This is a genomic window from Micromonospora sp. NPDC007220, from assembly GCF_040634035.1.
Classification (GTDB): Bacteria; Actinomycetota; Actinomycetes; order Mycobacteriales; family Micromonosporaceae; genus Micromonospora; species Micromonospora reichwaldensis.
The window spans coordinates 1,165,032-1,182,502 of the sequence record NZ_JBEYEU010000001.1; the positions used below are offsets into that span (position 1 = coordinate 1,165,032).

The 17,471-nt window shown below is 75.2% G+C and carries 19 protein-coding genes; 12 read left to right on the plus strand and 7 right to left on the minus strand.

Going from position 1 to position 17,471, the window contains the following annotated elements; genetic code table 11:
- The first annotated feature begins 34 nt into the window (after nucleotides 1-34).
- The 4 genes from ABZ573_RS05525 (at nucleotide 35) to ABZ573_RS05540 (ending at nucleotide 2,473) form a co-directional block, all read left to right on the plus strand.
- Nucleotides 35-994 carry a hypothetical protein gene (locus tag ABZ573_RS05525; RefSeq protein WP_358115835.1) on the plus strand — a complete coding sequence of 320 codons (960 nt, stop codon included), beginning with the start codon at nucleotides 35-37 and terminating at the stop codon, nucleotides 992-994.
- A gap of 98 nt (nucleotides 995-1,092) precedes the next feature.
- The gene (locus ABZ573_RS05530) at nucleotides 1,093-1,524 is read left to right on the plus strand and encodes a nitroreductase family deazaflavin-dependent oxidoreductase (RefSeq protein WP_132233802.1); all 432 of its coding nucleotides are present in this window, start codon (nucleotides 1,093-1,095) and stop codon (nucleotides 1,522-1,524) included.
- Between the two features lie 116 nt (nucleotides 1,525-1,640).
- Nucleotides 1,641-1,985 (plus strand): DUF1330 domain-containing protein, encoded by a 345-nt coding sequence (locus ABZ573_RS05535; RefSeq protein ID WP_151453601.1) that lies wholly within the window; start codon nucleotides 1,641-1,643, stop codon nucleotides 1,983-1,985.
- A 161-nt stretch (nucleotides 1,986-2,146) separates the two neighbouring features.
- The gene (locus tag ABZ573_RS05540; RefSeq protein WP_192581317.1) at nucleotides 2,147-2,473 is read left to right on the plus strand and encodes a hypothetical protein; all 327 of its coding nucleotides are present in this window, start codon (nucleotides 2,147-2,149) and stop codon (nucleotides 2,471-2,473) included.
- Nucleotides 2,474-2,511: 38 nt separating this feature from the next.
- Here ABZ573_RS05540 and dacB read toward each other — a convergent pair whose 3' ends face one another.
- Nucleotides 2,512-4,095, minus strand: coding sequence for a D-alanyl-D-alanine carboxypeptidase/D-alanyl-D-alanine-endopeptidase (gene dacB / locus ABZ573_RS05545; RefSeq protein ID WP_358115839.1), 1,584 nt, complete (start codon nucleotides 4,093-4,095; stop codon nucleotides 2,512-2,514).
- 134 nt (nucleotides 4,096-4,229) lie between these two features.
- Between dacB and ABZ573_RS05550 the strand changes: the two genes are divergently transcribed.
- Entirely contained in the window at nucleotides 4,230-5,303 is a 1,074-nt protein-coding gene (locus ABZ573_RS05550) for an NAD(P)-binding domain-containing protein (protein WP_358115842.1), read from the plus strand.
- Nucleotides 5,304-5,484: 181 nt separating this feature from the next.
- Nucleotides 5,485-5,766, plus strand: a complete 282-nt coding sequence (locus tag ABZ573_RS05555; RefSeq protein WP_132233810.1) for an adhesin — start codon at nucleotides 5,485-5,487, stop codon at nucleotides 5,764-5,766.
- A 43-nt stretch (nucleotides 5,767-5,809) separates the two neighbouring features.
- Here the strand turns inward: ABZ573_RS05555 and ABZ573_RS05560 are convergent, their stop codons facing one another.
- From ABZ573_RS05560 to ABZ573_RS05575, 4 genes are all read right to left on the minus strand, one after another.
- Nucleotides 5,810-6,907, minus strand: coding sequence for a hypothetical protein (locus ABZ573_RS05560; RefSeq protein WP_192581318.1), 1,098 nt, complete (start codon nucleotides 6,905-6,907; stop codon nucleotides 5,810-5,812).
- A gap of 247 nt (nucleotides 6,908-7,154) precedes the next feature.
- The gene (locus ABZ573_RS05565) at nucleotides 7,155-7,697 is read right to left on the minus strand and encodes a PepSY domain-containing protein (RefSeq protein ID WP_358115846.1); all 543 of its coding nucleotides are present in this window, start codon (nucleotides 7,695-7,697) and stop codon (nucleotides 7,155-7,157) included.
- 115 nt (nucleotides 7,698-7,812) lie between these two features.
- The gene (locus ABZ573_RS05570; protein WP_151453605.1) at nucleotides 7,813-9,090 is read right to left on the minus strand and encodes a HAMP domain-containing sensor histidine kinase; all 1,278 of its coding nucleotides are present in this window, start codon (nucleotides 9,088-9,090) and stop codon (nucleotides 7,813-7,815) included.
- Nucleotides 9,087-9,782, minus strand: coding sequence for a response regulator transcription factor (locus ABZ573_RS05575; RefSeq protein WP_151453606.1), 696 nt, complete (start codon nucleotides 9,780-9,782; stop codon nucleotides 9,087-9,089). The genes ABZ573_RS05570 and ABZ573_RS05575 overlap by 4 nt, the downstream gene beginning before the upstream one ends.
- Nucleotides 9,783-9,884: 102 nt before the next feature.
- On the opposite strand from ABZ573_RS05575, the gene ABZ573_RS05580 reads away from it, so the two are divergent.
- From ABZ573_RS05580 to ABZ573_RS05590, 3 genes are all read left to right on the plus strand, one after another.
- Nucleotides 9,885-10,370 (plus strand): septum formation initiator, encoded by a 486-nt coding sequence (locus ABZ573_RS05580; RefSeq protein WP_327030632.1) that lies wholly within the window; start codon nucleotides 9,885-9,887, stop codon nucleotides 10,368-10,370.
- A gap of 243 nt (nucleotides 10,371-10,613) precedes the next feature.
- Nucleotides 10,614-11,006, plus strand: coding sequence for a cupin domain-containing protein (locus tag ABZ573_RS05585; protein ID WP_121399025.1), 393 nt, complete (start codon nucleotides 10,614-10,616; stop codon nucleotides 11,004-11,006).
- A 45-nt stretch (nucleotides 11,007-11,051) separates the two neighbouring features.
- On the plus strand, nucleotides 11,052-12,848 hold the full coding sequence (locus ABZ573_RS05590; RefSeq protein WP_358115851.1) for a glycoside hydrolase family 15 protein: 1,797 nt from the start codon (nucleotides 11,052-11,054) through the stop codon (nucleotides 12,846-12,848).
- A 49-nt stretch (nucleotides 12,849-12,897) separates the two neighbouring features.
- Here the strand turns inward: ABZ573_RS05590 and ABZ573_RS05595 are convergent, their stop codons facing one another.
- Entirely contained in the window at nucleotides 12,898-14,091 is a 1,194-nt protein-coding gene (locus ABZ573_RS05595) for a threonine synthase (RefSeq protein WP_327030635.1), read from the minus strand.
- Nucleotides 14,092-14,107: 16 nt separating this feature from the next.
- Nucleotides 14,108-15,169, minus strand: coding sequence for a DNA polymerase ligase N-terminal domain-containing protein (locus ABZ573_RS05600; RefSeq protein ID WP_358115855.1), 1,062 nt, complete (start codon nucleotides 15,167-15,169; stop codon nucleotides 14,108-14,110).
- 93 nt (nucleotides 15,170-15,262) lie between these two features.
- On the opposite strand from ABZ573_RS05600, the gene ABZ573_RS05605 reads away from it, so the two are divergent.
- From ABZ573_RS05605 to ABZ573_RS05615, 3 genes are all read left to right on the plus strand, one after another.
- Nucleotides 15,263-16,051 carry an aldo/keto reductase gene (locus ABZ573_RS05605; protein WP_358115858.1) on the plus strand — a complete coding sequence of 263 codons (789 nt, stop codon included), beginning with the start codon at nucleotides 15,263-15,265 and terminating at the stop codon, nucleotides 16,049-16,051.
- A 177-nt stretch (nucleotides 16,052-16,228) separates the two neighbouring features.
- Entirely contained in the window at nucleotides 16,229-16,393 is a 165-nt protein-coding gene (locus tag ABZ573_RS05610) for a hypothetical protein (RefSeq protein ID WP_165947736.1), read from the plus strand.
- Nucleotides 16,393-17,358: an N-acetylmuramoyl-L-alanine amidase gene (locus tag ABZ573_RS05615; RefSeq protein WP_151453612.1), complete on the plus strand. Its 966-nt coding sequence runs from the start codon at nucleotides 16,393-16,395 to the stop codon at nucleotides 17,356-17,358. The genes ABZ573_RS05610 and ABZ573_RS05615 overlap by 1 nt, the downstream gene beginning before the upstream one ends.
- Nucleotides 17,359-17,471 lie beyond the last annotated feature (113 nt).

Genomic DNA, 17,471 nt, shown 5'->3' on the forward strand with positions numbered 1-17,471 from the left:
CGTCCGGCCGGGGCCGGTGGGGAGTGGAGGGCCGGTGGCGGAGGAAGACCTCACCCGACAGCACATCCGGCCGTCGGGACACGGCGACCCGGCAGCCCCGCCCGGGACACGGCAACCGCCCCTTCCGCCGGCCGGGCACACCCGCACCGGCCTGCGGCGGCTGGCCCGGGCCAGGCAGCGCCGCCGGTGGGCCGTCGAGGGGATCGCCGTGGTCGCCTGCCTGTTCGCCCTCGTGTCGTACCTGACCGCCGGCGACCCCGAGCCGGGCGGGGAGACCGCCGGCGACGTACCGGCGGGCGCCGGCCGGCCGAGCGGCTTTCCCGGGGTGGAGGGGCGCGACCTCGACGCCGGCCTGGTCTCGCCCGGGCTGCGGCCCCGGCAGCGTCCGCCGAGCCCGTCCCCGACGCCACCCACGCCACCCACGCCGTCGACGTCGGCGCCACCGGTGCGGGCGGTGCTCGCCGCCAGCATGGCCGAGGCGCCGGGCGAGGTCGACCTGACCACGGTGGGCCGCCGCGACTGGCTCCACTGGGGCCTGCGCGGCGCGGAGTCGACGGTCCGCAAGCGCGGCGGCTCCGGCGAGATCCGCGACGAGGGCGGCACCGGCCGGCGGGGCGGTTGGGACGACAACCAGGAGAGCTTCAGCTGGCGCGACGGCAGCCCGGTGGCGTCGGCGAGCGGTTCGCCGCACGGGGTCTACCGGTGCGGCGCCGGCAGCGGCTTCACGCTCGCGGTGGCCGCCGACGGCCAGGCGCGCACCGTCCGGCTGTACGGCGGGGTGTGGATGGCCCGGGGCCGGCTGGACGCCCGCCTGTCCGTCGGTGGTCCGAGCCGGACCCTGCGGATCGAGGACCGGCACACCAGCCGGTCCACCGAGTTCACCATCCGGTTCCAGGCGCCGAAGGGCAGCCGGCTGGTGCTGACCTGGACGGTGGAGCAGGCGTTCAGTGACGACTGCGGCAACGTCGGCGTCCAGGCGGTCGCGCTGGGATGACCCGGGTGCCCGGGCGGCCCCGTTCGCCCGGCGACCGGCCGCTGCCCGGAGTAGCGTGATCGCGACGACCGGGTGCGCGAGGGCGAACGGGAGGGCCGATGGGCGAGCAGGTGCTGGACAGCCCGCAGGGCTGGGTGGCCGACCACATCCGGCGGTACGTCGAGACCGGCGGCGCCGAGGGGCACGAGTGGCAGCCCGGGGTCTTCACGCTGCTGCTGACCACCCGGGGACGGCGCAGCGGGAAGCTGCGCCGCACCGCGCTGATCTACGGCCGCGACGGCGACGCCTACCTGGTCGTCGCCTCGCAGGGCGGCGACCCGAAGCACCCGGCCTGGTACCTCAACCTGCTCGACGAGCCGCTGGTCGAGGTGCAGGTGGGCGCCGAGCGGTTCACCGCGCGGGCGCGTACCGCGACGGCGGGGGAGAAGCCGCGCATGTGGTCCACGATGGCCGCCATCTGGCCGGCGTACGACGAGTACCAGGAGAAGACCGACCGGGAGATCCCCGTCGTCGTGCTCGACCGCGTCTGAGCGGGGCGACCTGCCGTCGTTACCCCACGGGTAATCGACGCCGGGCACGCGCCGGCGGGAGACTCGGCGTACCGCCCCGGTCGTCCGGCCGGGCGGACCGGCTCCCGGGAGGCACCATGCCCGCGTTCGCGCTCGCCCACCTCTACGACACCCCGGCCCACGAGGACATCCTCACCTACATCGAGCGGATCCAGGCCACGCTGGACCCGTTCGGCGGCCGGTTCCGGGTGCACGGCGCCGAGGTGGAGGTCAGGGAGGGCGATTGGCCGGGCACCGTGGTCATCATCGAGTTCCCCGACCTGGACCGGGCCCGGGCCTGGTACGACTCGCCGGCGTACCAGGAGATCCTGCCGCTGCGCACCCGGCACATCCCGGGTGCGGCGCTGATCGTCGACGGCGTCGCCCCCGACTACGACCCCCGCCGGACGGCCGCCCGGCTGCGGGAGCGGGCGGCCGGCTGACCGGCGGCTCCGCCCCGACGGTGGTCCCGCCCGGACCGCCGTCCGGTGCCGGCGGGCGGGTCCGTGTCCACCCTGCGGGACAGTTTGTCCGTCGCGCCGCGTCGCGCCTGTCGTAACTTTCTGCTGTCCATCTCCGACCATCCCTTGTGGAGGCCACACCGATGAGCAGCGTCACCGCCCGCACCGTCCGTCCGACCGCCCCCCGGGGCGCCGGGGAGCCGTCCGGGGAGGTGCTCCGGGATATCCCGCTGCCGCCGTACGTGACCGTCGAGGACGCCCAGTTCGCCGTGCGGGCGGTCGTGGTGCACGCGCCCCGGCACTGGTCCGGCGGGACGGTCTGCCGCAACGACGCCAGCCCGCACCCGTGCCGGCTGCACCGCTGGGGTGCCCGGGTGCTGGCGCAGCGCGGCCTGCGTCCCGCCGAGATCGCCGCGCTGATCGAGCGCGGCGACCCGGCGGCCGAGCTGCCGCACCGCCCCGGCGCCTGAGCGCCGGCGGGGCCCCCGCACCGGGCCCCGCCGGCCGGTCAGCAGGCGTTCGGCTTGACCCAGGCGCACTCCACGCCCTCCGGGACCCGGGGGGTGTCGGGCGCCGTCGGGGCCGCGGCCCGCGCGCCGGTCACGCCCCTGCCCGTGTACGAGGCCAGGGCGATCGCGATCTGGTCCTCCAGCGTCTTCACGGAGGAGGCCAGGTAGTTGTTGAGCAGGATCGAGAACGCCAGCACCCGCCCGTCGGCGTCGGTGACGTAGCCGGAGAGGCCGGAGACGCCGGTCAGGCTGCCGGTCTTGGCGTGCACGTTGCCCGCCGCCGCCGTGCCCCGCATCCGGCTGCGCAGCGTGCCGCCGACGAACCGGTCCGCCTCGCCGGCGACCGGCAGGGCCGCGTACCAGGTGTCGAACCAGGGCTCGTCGCGCACGGCGGTGAGCAGGTCCACGAACTCGTCGGCGGGGATCAGGTTGCGCCGGGAGAGCCCGGAGCCGTCGCGCTGGCGCAGCGTGCCGGTGTCCATCCCGGCGTCGGCGACGTACTCGCTGATCGCGGTCAGCCCGGCCGACCAGGTGCCGGAGCCGGAGAGCACCCGGCCGATCTCCTTGGTCAGCACCTCGGCGTGCCCGTTGTTGGACAGCTTGAGGAACGGCACCATCAGTTGGGCCAGGGGCATCGAGCGGTGCCGCGCCACCTCGGCCGCGCCCTCCGGGGTGGCCTGGCCGAGCACCGTCTGACCGAGCACCCGTACGCCGTGCCGGCGCAGCGCCGACCGGAAGACGTCGGCGGCGTAGCCGGTGGGCTCCCAGACGCTGACCCAGTCGTTCGCCGGCGTGGCGCCGAGCGCGATCTGCCCGGTCACCACGACCGTGTTGCTGCCGTGCGCGCGCTCGAAGGAGACCGACGTCTCCCCGCCGGCGACCGTCTCGGCCCGGTTGTCGATCTTCAGGTACCGGGTGGCCGGGGTGGTGGTGACGACCGGACGCGCGCCGGCGGTCGCGCCGGGGGCGGCGTGGACGATGACGGTGCCCGCGTCGTAGTCGGTGTCCGGTGCCACGGTCAGGGCGGAGACCTGCGCGGCGTAGTAGTACGGCTCGTCGTCCCAGGTCCAGTCGGGGCCGAGGCGGGTGCTGTCGTAGCGGGTGTCGTCGGCCACCAGGTTGCCGGTGACCACCCGGACGCCTGCGGCGGCGACCCGCGCGGCCAGCGCGTCGTAGTCGGCGGCGAGCATGGTCGGGTCGCCGCCGCCGCGCAGGTAGAGGTTGCCGGAGACCAGGCCCGCCCGGCGGGCGCCGCTGGTCCGCACCTCGGTGCTGAAGTGGTGGCCCGGCCCGAGCAGTTCCAGCGCCGCCGCCGAGGTCAGCAGCTTGGTGTTGGAGGCGGGCACCAGGCGGCGGTCGCCGTTGCGGTGGTAGACCGTCTCTCCGGTGGTCGCGTCCTTGACCACCACCGAGGCCTGCGCCCCGGCCAGCCGGCTGTCGGCGAGGATCGCGTCGATGGTGGCGTTCAGCCGGGTCGCCGCGGGGGTCGGGGACTCGGCGGTGGCGGTGGGCGCGCCCGCCGTGGCTGCGGCGGCGACGAGTGCCACCAGCGCGAGCGTCCGGGGGAAGAGACGACGATGCATGGGGTGATGCTGCCATGCAGGTATCTGCCAGAAAAGAGCGTCGATGGAAAGAAATTTCCGTGGGCCCGGCGGGCTGTGACCGGCGAGACGCTCCCGGCGGGCAGCGGGGCCGGCCCGCCCGTGTTGTACCCGGCATGGACGAGCGCTCCGTCGACGTGCTGGTGATCGGGGCCGGGCAGGCCGGCCTCTCCGCCGGCCACCACCTGGCCCGCGCCGGGTTCGCCCCCGGGGACGGCTTCGTGATCCTCGACGGGGGCGACGGGCCGGGCGGGGCGTGGCGGCACCGCTGGCCCACGCTGCGGCTCGACCGGGTGCACGGCTTCCACGACCTGCCCGGCCTGCCCTTCCCGGTGGCGGGACCCGACCGGCCGGCGGCCGAGGTGGTCAGCGCCTACTTCGCCGCGTACGAGCGCGAGTTCGACCTGCCGGTGCGGCGGCCCGTGCGGGTCCGGGAGGTGCGCGACCGGGCCGACGGCCGGCTCGCCGTGCACACCGACCACGGCTCCTGGACCACCCGTGCCCTGGTCAACGCCACCGGCACCTGGACCCGACCGTTCTGGCCGCACTACCCCGGCCGGTCGACCTTCCGGGGCCGGCAGTTGCACACGGCCGACTACCGGGGACCGGCGGAGTTCGCCGGCCGGCGGGTCGTGGTGGTGGGCGGCGGGACGTCGGCCGTGCAGTTGCTCGCCGAGGTCTCCACCGTGGCCGCCGGCACCACCTGGGTGACCCGGCGCCCGCCCGACTTCCGCGACGAGGAGTTCACCTCCGAGCGGGGGCGCGCGGCGGTGGCCCTGGTCGACGCGGCGGTACGCGCGGGCCGCCCGCCGGACAGCGTGGTCGGCGTGACCGGGCTGCCGCTCACGCCGGAACTGCGCCGGCTGCGCGAGCGCGGCGTGCTCGACCGGTTACCCGTCTTCGACCGGATCACGCCGGACGGGGTGGCCTGGGACGACGGGCGGTTCGTGCCCGCCGACGTGATCCTGTGGTGCACCGGTTTCCGGGCTGCGCTGGACCATCTCGCGCCGCTGCGCCTGCGCGCGCCGGGCGGCGGTATCACGATGGACGGCACCCGGGTGGTCGCCGACGAGCGGATTCACCTGATCGGGTACGGCCCCTCCGCGAGCACTATCGGCGCCAACCGGGCGGGCCGCGCGGCGGTACGCGAGATCCGGGCCCGGTTCGCCCCGGCCCGTGCCGTGCACTGACCCCGCTCTATTTGACGGATGCCCCGGCAGGGGGCACCGTAGGCCGTGGAGGGGCCCTGAGCTGCCCCGAAGCGCGACGGCGATGTGAGTGTCGCCCTTCCATCGCCTCCCACGTGTGCTCGCCCGCGGGCCGAGTCCCGGTCCCGCACCGCGAATCCGAGAATCCACGAGGAGTTCCGCCATGCTCACCATGACCGACAACGCCGTGCTGGTCATCCGAGACCTCGCCAACCAGCAGGACGTCGCCGAGGACGGCGGAGTGCGGATCGCCGCCGACACCGACGCGGGTTCGCTCACCGTCGAACTGGTCGCCGAACCGATCGAGGGCGACCACGTGGTCGACAACCAGGGCGCCCGCATCTTCCTGGACTCCGACGCCGCCGAGCTGCTCGGCGACGCGTCGGTGGACGCGAGCGTCGACGACGAGGGCATCGTGCAGTTCGGGTTCACCGAGAAGCAGTGACGGCCGGGCGCCGCCTCCGCACCGGTGCCCGGCGGGGAGACGCTCAGCCGGCCCGGCGGGTCTCCCCGTTGCGGTGCGGCCGGGCGGGACGGCCCCGCTCCGGCGGCGCCTGATCGGATCGCCACGGCCGGGACTCCCGCCCCCGCTGCGGCAGCGCGGCCAGCACGTGCGCCAGGTGGTGCGAGGTGCTCCACGCCGCCCAGTTGCTGGCGGACCCGGCACCGGCACCCCGGCGGGCCCGCCGCAGGATCTCGTGGTCACCCCAGGAGAAGGCCGCGCCCGTGGCCGGCCAGTGCGGCGCCGAGACCACGGTGCGGCACAGGTCCGCGAACCGGTCGTCGCCGCGTCCGCCCCGGCGCGACCAGCGGTACACCCACCAGGCGCCGTCGGTGGTGTAGCGGACGGTGGGCAGCCGGTCTCCCGCCTGGTCGGCGCCGGGCACCGCGGAGCCGACGCCGTAGTCGCCGTACCCGACGCCGAGGTCGGCCAGCCGCTGCCAGAGCTGCCAGTCCCAGCGGTCGACGCGCACCGGTTCGTCGGTGGGCAGGGCGGACACCGCCGGGGGCATCCCGCCCGCCGCCACGCTCACGGAGGACCAGGCGTGCCGGCGGGCCCACTCCGACAACCGGCGGACCCGGGGCTCGGCCACCCGTACGTCGGCCCGGCAGCACACGTCGCCCGCGTCGAGGAGCAGGTCGCACTGCTCGGGCACCAGGCCGGTGAGCCGCCAGACCCGTTCCGCCGCCGCCGTGGCCGCGTCCGGGCCGGCGCGATCGTGCCCGACCCGCAGCCGGACGACCGCCCGCTGGGCGTGGGCCCGGGCCGCGGCACCGTGCGCCACCAGGCGCCGGTCACTGTCCGCGAGCCCGATCACCGGCACCAGCGGTACGCCCCAGCGGACCAGTTCGGCCTCCGGGACGTCGGGCAGGCCGGTGACGTCGACCGCCGTGAGCAGCCCGTCGGGCAGCCGACGGAGCACGTCAAGCGTGAACTGGTCGAGGACGGACACCTGGAGGACCGGGGCGAGCAGGGGGGCGACGACGTCGTCGAGATGACCGAGCGCCTCCAGCTCACCCCGCCGATTGGCGAGGATGGGGCGGTAGACCGGTTCCGCCGCCCGGCCCTCGTGGGCGGGCACCATACCCCAATGTAGCCAGACATCGGTGTCGGTCACAGGGCCGACCGGCCCGTCCCGCCCGCCGGGGCGGGCGGCATCCGGCGGCGACAGCTCGCCCGGAGGGCGTCGGGTCGCCGGCGCCGTTTCCTGGGCCGGGCCCGCCCGCCGCACCCACGCGCCGCGCAGCCCGCAACGACGACACCGCCGCCGCAGCCCGCAACGACGACACCGCCGCCCCGCAGTGCGGGACGGCGGCGCTACCGGCCACGGGTCAGTCGTCGTCGCCGTCGTCGTCGTCCGAGTCGTCATCGTCGTCGTCCCGGTCGTCGTCGTCATCGTCGTCGTCGACCGGCTCCTGCTCGGCCTTGACCACCGTGCCGTCGCCCCGGTCGACGTCGATCTCGTGCTCGGTCTGCCCGGCCACGATCTCGACGCTCCACACGGCCCGGCCGTCCTCGTCCTCGCGCTCGACCTCGACGATCTTGCCGCCGCCCGCCCGGGCCAGCGCGATCTCGCCGGCCCGCTGCTCGCTCACCGCGTCGCCGCCGGTGGCCGGCGCAGCACTGCCCGACGGGGAGCCGGGCGCCGCCGGGGTGCCGCTGGCGGTCGGGGCGCCGCTCGTCGCCGGGGCGCTGCTCCCGGTGCCGCTCGGGGTGCCCGGCGTGGCCGGGGTCGTCGGGGCGGTGGTGGCGGCGGCCAGGGTGGTCGCCCGGGCCGCGCCGTTGTCGGCCGCCGCGACGCCGAAGGTCGCACCGGTCACGACGAGCACGGCCGCGCCTCCGAGCGACGCCAGCATCAGGGACTTGCGCTTCATCTCGTTCACCCTTCCTCGGTTGCTGGTTCCCAGGATCGCGCCCGTCCGGATAGCGCCACGCTGCCCGAACGCTAAGGCCGGGTTAAGCCTGTCCGGGCCCGGACCGGAGGACGGGTCAGGACGGGGGCGGGCCCAGTTCGAGGCGCACCTCGGCGCCCCCGGAGGGCGCGGCGTGCAGGGTGAGGCGGCCACCGCTGGACTGGGCGGCGCGGCGGGCGATGTCCAGGCCCAGGCCGGTCGAGCCGGCCGTGCTCGCGCCCCGGCCGATCGTGCCGGGCGGCATCCCCGGGCCCTCGTCCGCCACGACCAGCGCCGCCCGGCCCGCCTCCTCTGCCGTCAGCCGGACGGTGAACGCGGTGCCGTCCGGGGTGTGCGCGAAGACGTTGCCGAGCAGGGCGTCCACCGCCGCCGCCAGTTCGTCGGCGGGTACGCCCACCGGCAGCGGCCCAGGCGCCAGGTCGAGCGTCACGGCCCGCCCGGTGTCCTCGGCCAGCACCGACCAGAACGCCACCCGCTCGGCCACCACGGCCGCCGCGTCGGCGCTGGCCGCTCCGGCCGTCGGCACCCGCCACCGGGCCTGTCGGATCAGGCCCGTGACCGCCCGCTCCAGCCCGTCCACGGCCGCGGTCACCCGGGCGGCGTCCTCCGGGTCGCGCAGCGACTCGGCCTCCAGGCGGAGCGCTGTCAGCGGGGTGCGCAGGCGGTGCGAGAGGTCCGCGACCTCCTCCCGCTCCTGCACCAGCAGCACCTGGATCCGGCCGGCGAGGTGGTTGAGGGCGCCGGCGACCTCGCGCAGCTCCCGCGGCCCGGCGGGCGTGACGCGCGCGGCCAGTTCCGCGTTCGCCAGCCGGTGCGACACCGCCGAGAGCTCACCGATCGGCCGGACCAGGGTGCGGGCCAGCCGGTCGGCGACGGCCAGCCCGATCAGCACCAGCAGCACGCCGAGCAGGGCCAGGACCAGCCAGGACCGGGTCACCCCGGCGGTCAGCTCGGCGGGCGGTACCACCGTGCGGATCACGCCGGTGCCGTCCGGGCGGCCCTGCACGGCGATCACCACCTCGCGCCCCCGCCCGGACTCGGCGGTGAGGCTCTGCCCCCGCTCCGCCAGCGCCACGGCGGCCGTACGGGGGGCCGGGGCGCCGAGCACGGTGCCGTCTGGCAGGAACACCGTGACCGGCCGCGCGGACTCCGTGGCCAGTTGGTCGACGGTCAGCCGGATCGTCGCGGTGTCGGCGGTACCGACGACGGTGACGAGGCTCTGCGCGTCGGCCGTGGCCCGCACGGTGGCCCGGTCCGCCGCGACCGTACGCACCAGCAGCGCCAGCGGCACCAGGAAGGCGACCAGGGTGAGCACGCTGACCGCGGCGACCAGCAGCGCCAGCCGGGCCCTCATCCGGCGCTCCCCGGCGCTTCGAGCCGGACCCCGACGCCCCGGACGGTGTGCAGGTAGCGGGGCGCCTGCGCGCTCTCCCCGAGCTTGCGTCGCAGCCAGGACAGGTGCACGTCCACGGTCTTGTCGGCGCCGCCGTACGGGACCCGCCACACCTCGGCGAGCAGCTCCCGCTTGGTGACCACCTGGCCGGGCCGGCCCGCGAGGTGGTGCAGCAGGTCGAACTCGCGCGGGGTCAGCTCGACTGGCGCACCGTCCAGGGTGACCTGCCGCGACCGCGGGTCGACCCGCAGCCCGCCCACCACCAGTGCCGGGTCCTCCTCCGGGGCGGACCCGCTCCCGCGCCGGAGCACCGCCCGGATCCGCGCGTCGAGCTGCGCGGCCGTGAACGGCTTCACCACGTAGTCGTCCGCCCCGGCGTCGAGCACTCCGACGATCTCGGTCTCGTCGTCGCGGGCGGTGGCGACGATCACCGGCACGGCGCTGACCGCGCGGAGCATCCGCAGCAGCTCGCGGCCGTCCAGATCGGGTAGTCCCAGGTCGAGCACCACCAGGTCGGGCCGGTCGTCCAGCGCGTCGCGCAGGCCGGTCATCGCCGTCGAGGCGGCGGCCACCGCGTGCCCCCGCTCGCGCAGTGCCCGCAGCAGCGGCGTGCGGATCGTCAGGTCGTCCTCGATGAGCAGCAGGCGGGCCACAGGTGGCAGGCTAGCCGCCACGCGGCGCGCCGGCCCGGACGTTAACCCTCCCTTAGCCTCGTCCGGTGCCCGTCCCAACCTCGGATCGGTCAGACTCGGGGCATGCGCCGCCGTTCGTTCCTCGCCGTCGCCGGGTGGCTGGCCACCGCCGCCCTCGCCACCCTGATCGGGGTGGCCGCGATCCGGTGGGTGGGGGAGAGCATCGCCGGCACCCCGGGCGGGGTGCTCAGCCAGGAGGAGATCGAGCGGGCCCTGGCCTCGCCCGGGCCCACCGTCCCCGGGGCCGGCGGCCCGTCGTCCCCGACGGCGGGCGGGACCGGCGGGCCGCCGTCGCCGGGAGCGACGGGCTCGACCCCGGCGGGAGCACGTCGGGCCTTCGCCACGACGGGTGGCAGCGCGGTGGTCGAGTGCGGGCCGGGCGGGGTACGGCTGGTCTCCTGGACGCCCGCGCCGGGCTACCGGGTCTCGGACGCGGAGCCGGGGCCGGACGACGACGTGGAGGTCGCCTTCGCCGGCCCGTCCGGGGAGTTCGAGCTGAAGCTGCGCTGCGTGGGGCTGGAGCCGGTGTCGGTCGAGGACGACGACTGAACCGGACACGAGCGCGCGGCGCCGTTCGGATCCCGAGGATCGGAACGTCGCCGCGCTCTGGCCGTCTCCCACCACCGCAGCCGTACGGCGGTACGCCAGCGGGGACCTGGCTCGACCGGCCACCGTGCGCCGGCTACTCCCTCGATCCCCGTCCATCAGGGATCGAAACCCCCGAGGAGTGGCGAATTCCACCATCTGCGAGTCCCGGCGTGGCGTCGGGCCGCAGCGGGTATGTGCGTCGGCATGGAGCATTTCACTATCGCGACCGTCGCCGAGAAGAGCCCGGACTTCCGGCGGGTGCTGTGGACCGGTGAGCACACCCAGCTGGTGATCATGACGATTCCGCCGGGTGGTGAGATCGGCGAGGAGGTCCACGAGGACATCGACCAGATCCTGACCTTCGTCAGCGGTACGGGCGAGGCGCAGGTGGCGGGGGAGAAGCGCGAGGTCGTGCAGGGCGACCTGGTGGTGGTGCCGGCCGGCACGAAGCACAACTTCGTCAACACCGGCCCCAACCCGCTGGTGCTCTACACGGTCTACGGCCCGCCCGAGCACGCCGACCAGGCGGTGCACCGGACCAAGGAGGAGGCCGACGCCGCCGAGGCCGCCGGCGAGGACGAGCCGCCCACCTCCTGACCGTCGGTGCCGCCTGAGGCGGCCGGAACGGGGTACCCGCAGCGGGTGGACCAACTGGCGATCTCCGACTACGGGTTCCTCTCCGACTGCCGTTCGGGTGCCCTGGTCGGTCGGGACGGCTCGATCGACTGGTGGTGTCCGGACCGGTTCGACTCCCCGTCGGTCTTCGGCCGCCTGCTCGACACGGAGGCCGGGCACTTCCGGCTGGCGCCCACCGCCGCCGGGCTTCCCGGGCACCGGGTGGAGCGGGCGTACGTGGCCGACACGCTGGTGCTGCGCACCGTGCACCACACGCCGGAGGGGAGCGTCGCGGTCACCGACGCGCTCGCCGCCGAGCTCGGCGCCCGTGGCCACCAACTGGGGATGAACTCCCCGGCGGTGCTGCTACGGGTCGTGGAGGGACTGGCCGGGCGGGTGCGGATGTCGCTCGACTTCCGCCCCCGCCCGGAGTACGGCCTGCTCACCCCGTACCTGCACGGGCAGCCCGACGGCGGGGTGCTGGCCGCAGCCGGTCCGGTGGTGCTGGCCCTGCACACCGGCGGGGTGCCGCCGCACGTCGACCGGGACCGGGTCCGGCAGGAGTTCGAGGTCTCCGCCGGGCAGGTGGTCGGCTTCGACGTGGCGTACGGGCAGGCGTACGGGACGGTGCCGGTCCGGCTGGAGCCGGTGGCCGCGCTCGCCGAGACGGTGCAGGCCTGGCAGGCCTACCGCGAGTCGCACCACTACGACGGCCGCTACCGGGAGCAGGTCCGGCACAGCGCGACCGTGCTCACCGGCCTCACGTACGCCCGCAGCGGCGCGGTGGCCGCGGCCCTGACCACGTCGCTGCCGGAGCGGATCGGCGGCGGCCGCAACTACGACTACCGCTACTCGTGGCTGCGCGACTTCGCCATGACGCTGCGCGCCCTCTGGGTGGCCGCCTGCCCGTCCGAGGCGTCCCGGCTCTTCGCCTGGGCGGCCCGCTCGATCGGCCGGGTCGGCCCCGACCCCGTGCCCGTGCTCTTCGGCCTGGAGGGGGAGCGGGACGTCTCCGAGCACGAGTGCGCCCACCTGCGCGGCTACGGCGGCAGCCTGCCGGTGCGGGTCGGCAACGACGCCTGGCGGCAGCGCCAGCTCGACGTGCCGGGCGAGGTGCTCTCGGCGGTCTGGCGGCTGCGCGACCACCTGGGGGAGACGCTCGACACCGAGCTGCGCGAGATGGTGCTCGGCCTGGCCGAGCAGGTCGCCGCCACCTGGCACCTGCCCGACCGGGGCATCTGGGAGACCCGGGACACCGACCGGCACTACCTCACGTCGAAGGTGCTCTGCTGGGTGGCGCTGGACCGGGCGGTGCGGCTCGCGCCCCGGCTCGGCGACCGGGCCGACGCCCGGCGGTGGGCGAGGATCCGCGACGAGATCCGGACCGCCGTGCTGCGCGACGGCTGGCACGAGCGGACCGGCGCGTACGGCGGTGCGTTCGGCTCGCCGGAGCTGGACGCCTCGGTGCTGCTGCTGCCGCTGGTGGGGTTCCTGCCGGCGACCGACCCGCGGATGCGCGCGACCATCGAGGCGGTCGAGCGCGGGCTGGGCGCCGGGGCCGGACTCCTCCGCCGCTGGGACACCGACCCGGCGGGCTTCCTGCCCTGCTCGTTCTGGTTGGTGGAGTGCCTGGTCCTGGCCGGTGAGCAGGGCCGGGCCGAGGCGCTCTTCGAGCGGCTGCTCGGGCACGCCAACGACATCGGCCTGTTCAGCGAGCAGATCGACCCGCGCTCCGGCGCGCAGCTCGGCAACACCCCGCAGGCGCTGTCGCACATCGGCCTGGTCAGCGCCGCCTGGCGGCTGACCGACCCCACCACGGACTGACCGCGGGCTCAGGAAGGGCCCCCACCGGAAGAGGTCCCTTCCTGACACGTCACGCCGGCAGCACCGGCACGTCGGTGACGTCCACCGTCTCCGGGTACTTCACGCCGGCTCCGGTGTTGAGCACCACCACGCGTTCGCCGGCCCGGATCCAGCCGCCGGCGCGCAGGTGCCGGGCGGCGGTCAGGCAGGCGGCCCCCTCCGGGCAGAGCAGCAGCCCTTCGCGGGCGGCGAAGTCCCGCAGGTCGGCCAGGATCTCGGCGTCGTCCACGGCGATCGCGGTGCCGGCGCTGGCGCGCAGCGCGTCGAGGATCAGCTCGTCGCCGAGCGGGGCGGGCACGGTGATGCCGAACGCCACGGTGTGCGCGTCGGCCCAGGGCCGCGCCCGCTGCTCACCGGCGGCGAAGGCGCGGACGATCGGCGCGCAGCCCGTCGACTGCACCGCGACCAGGCGGGGCAGCTTGTCCTCGATCCAGCCCAGCTCGCGCAGCTCGTGCAGCGCCTTGTGGATGCCGATCAGGCCGACCCCGCCGCCAGTGGGATAGATGATCACGTCCGGCACCTGCCAGCCGAGCTGCTCGACGATCTCGTACCCCATCGTCTTCTTGCCTTCGAGCCGGTACGGCTCCCGCAGCGTGCCGGCGTCGAAGATCGCGCCGCCGGAGTCGGCGACCAGCCCCGCGACGTGCCGTCCGGCGTCGCCGATCAGCCCGTCGACCAGGCGTAGGTCGGCCCCGGCGGCCACGCACTCGCGCCGGCAGATGGCCGGCGCGTCCAGCGGCATGACGATGGTCGCGCCCAGCCCGGCCCGCGCGGCGTAGGTGGCCCAGGCCGCGCCCGCGTTGCCGTTGGTGGGCATGGCGATGCGCGTCACGCCCAGCTCGCGGGCCCGGCTGACGCCCACCGCCGCGCCGCGCGCCTTGAACGAGCCGGTGGGGGTCAACCCCTCGTCCTTGACCAGCAGGTCCGCGATGCCGATCTCCGCGCCGTAGGTCGGGGTGCGCAGCAGCGGCGTCCAGCCCTCGCCCAGCGTGGTCTCGTGCCGGGGGTCGGCCACCGGCAGCAGCTCGCGGTAGCGCCACAGGTCGGCCGGGCGCAGCGGGAACCGTTCCGGGGTGAGCACCTTCGCCACCGCCGCCAGGTCGTAGCGGGCCAGCAGCGGGGACCCGCAGTCGCAGAGGTTGGTCAGCTTGGCGGCGTCGTGCTCCCGCCCGCAGCGCGGGCACTCCAGGTGCGTCAGGTACACGATGCTCCTCGCCGTCTCAGCTCGTGTCTCGGCTCGCGTCGATGCTCAGCCAGCGCCGGCTGCGCCCGCCCGGCTCGTAGACCGAGTCCAGGCGCTTCGCCACCACCCCGGGCAGCCCCTGCTCCCGCCCGGTCCGCAGCGCCTCCCGGCCGGCACCGGGGAACCACGGCGGAGTCTGCCAGTGCGGGCCGGCGAGCGCCAGGCCGTCGAGCAGCTCCCGGCGCTGCGCGTACGGCAGGTCGAGGCTGGTCACGCCCTCCATCCAGAGCAGATCGAAGATCAGGTACTGGGCGTCGGGGGTCCGGCGTCCGCCGCGCGCCGGCCGCACCCGGCCGGCCCGGTCGATGCGCACCAGGACGCCGTCCAGCACGGCCTCCGTGGGCGCCAGCTCCTCGGCCAGCTCTCGCAGCCAGGGGTACGTCCCGGAGACGTCCTCGTCGTCCTCCGCGAGCAGCCGCAGCCGCCCACCCGAGACGTACGCGACGGCGCGCACCCCGTCCCAGCGCAGCTCGTAGCCCCACTCCGGCTCGTCCGCCGGCAGCTTCGCCGCCCGGGTGGGGTGCATCGGACGGACCAGCTCCGGCATGCTCGTCCAGCCCTCGGGCGGCGGGTCGGTGCGCCGGACCATCCAGTCCCGCCCGCCCCTGCCGCCGGTGGCGAAGAGGACGTACCGCCCGGAGGTGCGCTCGCCGTCCAGCACGACGATCACCTCGTCGTCGCGCCACTTCTCGCAGTGGTAGGTGCCCTGGTCGTGGACGGTCATCCGGCCGCCGCCGTACTCGCCGGCCGGGATCTCGCCGTGGAAGTCGAGGTATTCCATCGGGTGGTCCTCGGTGTGCACGGCGAGGTGGTTGCGGCCGGTGTCGCGGGGCAGCCCGCGCGGCACCGCCCAGGAGGCCAGCACCCCCTCGTGCTCCAGGCGTAGGTCCCAGTGCAGGCTCCGGGCGTGGTGCTGCTGGATGACGAACCGGGCCGTGCCGTCGGCGGGCCGCTTACTCCCCGGGGGCCGCTTCGGCACCGGCTCCGGGGTGCGCGCCGCGTCCCGTCTGCGCCGGTACTCCTCCAGCGGGTCAGCCACATCCGCATTCTCCGGCAATCCGCGCCGACCCGCCGGCCGCCCGGGTGTCCGGTTGCCCGGGCATGTCGTGGGTCATCACGGGTAGACCGCGGCATGGACCACGAGGACCAGCCCACTGTTGCGCTCCCGGGCGAGGGGCGGATGCCCCTGCTCGGCTTCGGCACCTGGCAGGCCACCGGCCAGGCCGGGTACGACGCGGTGCTCGCCGCGCTCGACGCCGGCTACCGCCACGTCGACACCGCCACGATGTACGGCAACGAGGAGGAGGTCGGCCGGGCGGTCCAGGAGAGCGGGCTGCGCCGCGAGGACGTCTTCGTCACCACCAAGCTGCCGCCGGACCGGGTCGGACGGGAGCGGGAGACGCTCGAGGCCAGCCTGACCGCGCTCGGCACCGACCACGTCGACCTGTGGCTGATCCACTGGCCGCCGGAGAATCCGGCGGACAACATCCCCGTCTGGCGCGAGCTGCTCGCCGCCCGGGACGAGGGGCTCGCGCGCGCGGTGGGGGTGAGCAACTACGGCACCGGCCAGCTCGACGAGCTGATCCAGGCGACCGAGGAGAACCCGGCCGTCAACCAGATCCGGTGGAGCCCCTCGTTGTACGACCGGCAGCGGCACAAGGAGCACCGGGACCGGGGAGTGATGCTGGAGGGTTACAGCCCGTTCAAGACCAGCGACCTCGCCCATCCGGTGCTGACCCGCATCGCCGCCGCGCACGACGTCTCCCCGGCCCAGGTGGTGCTCCGCTGGCACGTCGACCACGAGATCGTGGTCATCCCCAAGTCGGTGACCCCGGAGCGGATCCGCGTCAACGCCGACATCTTCCACTTCTCGCTGACCGCCGAGGAGATGCGCGACATCGACGCCCTCGGCAACCCCTGACGAACCCCTTCCGGCACCCGGAGCGAAGGCCCGGTCCGGGGTCCGTCTTTGCCAAATTCCTTCAGCCTGAATAGGGGCGATGAAGGGTATCGACATAGATGCTCGTGACGATATACCGTGCGCGTCACCAGTTCATCGATGAGTCGGAACCCCTCCGCCCTTGTCTGAAGGAGCGCCATGAACGCGTCACGACCCGCCCGCCTCCCCCGACGCGGGGTGCTGGGCATGTCGGCCCTGGTGGCCACCGCGGTGGCCGTAGCCGCCAAGCCCGCCACGGCGAGCGCCGCGCCGCTCGCCGCGCCGAAGGCCGAGTGCCTCGCCGACCTGCTCGGGGAGTCCTGATGGCCACCATTCCCTGGCTGGTGGACGTCCTGCGGGGAGCGGGCGTCCAGGTCGTCGTCGAGGGCGACTGGCTCAACCGCATGCGCGCGGGCTCGTTCGACCCGATCGGCGTGCTCTGGCACCACACCGCCGCCACCTCCAGCGCCAGCAACCCGCACCCGGCGCTCAACGTCTGCATCAACGGCCGCTCCGACCTGCCCGGCCCGCTCTGCCAGGCCCTCGTCGACTACCACGGTGTCTTCCACGTCATCTCCGCCGGGCGCTGCAACCACGCGGGCGTCAGCCGGGGCAGCGGGCCGATCCCCGCCGGCGACGGCAACACCCTGATGATCGGGTGGGAGATCGACTACAACGGCGTGAACCAGGAGATGACGGCGGCGCAGTACAACGCGTCGATCGCCGCCACGGCCGCCGTGCTCAAGCGGCTGGGCAAGGACGCCAGCTACGCCCGGGGCCACCGCGAGACGAGCACCAGCGGCAAGATCGACCCGTCCTTCATCGACCTGAACACGATGCGCGCCGACGTCGCCGCGAAGATGGCGGGCGGCGGCAACACCTGGAGTTCCGTGGTGGACAACTCCACCGCCGGACGCTTCACCGCCAGCGCCAGCTGGGGCACCTCGGCGTACTCGGCCCAGCGCTACGGGACCGACTACCGCTTCGCCCAGCCCGTCGCCGCCAGCGACGCCGCCTGGTACAAGTTCAACGTCCCGGCGACCGCGAACTACCGGGTCGACGCCTGGTGGCCGGCGGTCTCCGGCTACAACACGGCGACGCCGTACATCGTTGCCACCACCACCGGCAACCGGACGGTCATCGTCAACCAGGCGGCGACCGGCGGGCAGTGGCGCTCCCTCGGCACGTTCACGCTGCCGGCCGGGGACGCCAACCGGGTCGCGGTCAGCCGGTGGAGCTCCGCCGCCGGCCTCGTCATCGCCGACGCCGTCCGGCTCACCCGGGTCTGACGGGCCGACCACCCCTCGCGTACGGCGGCTCCCGGGGGACGGGGAGCCGCCGTACGCACGTCTTGATGAGGGGGCGAGGTGCCGAGGGGCGGTCGCCCTCCGGCCCGGGTCGC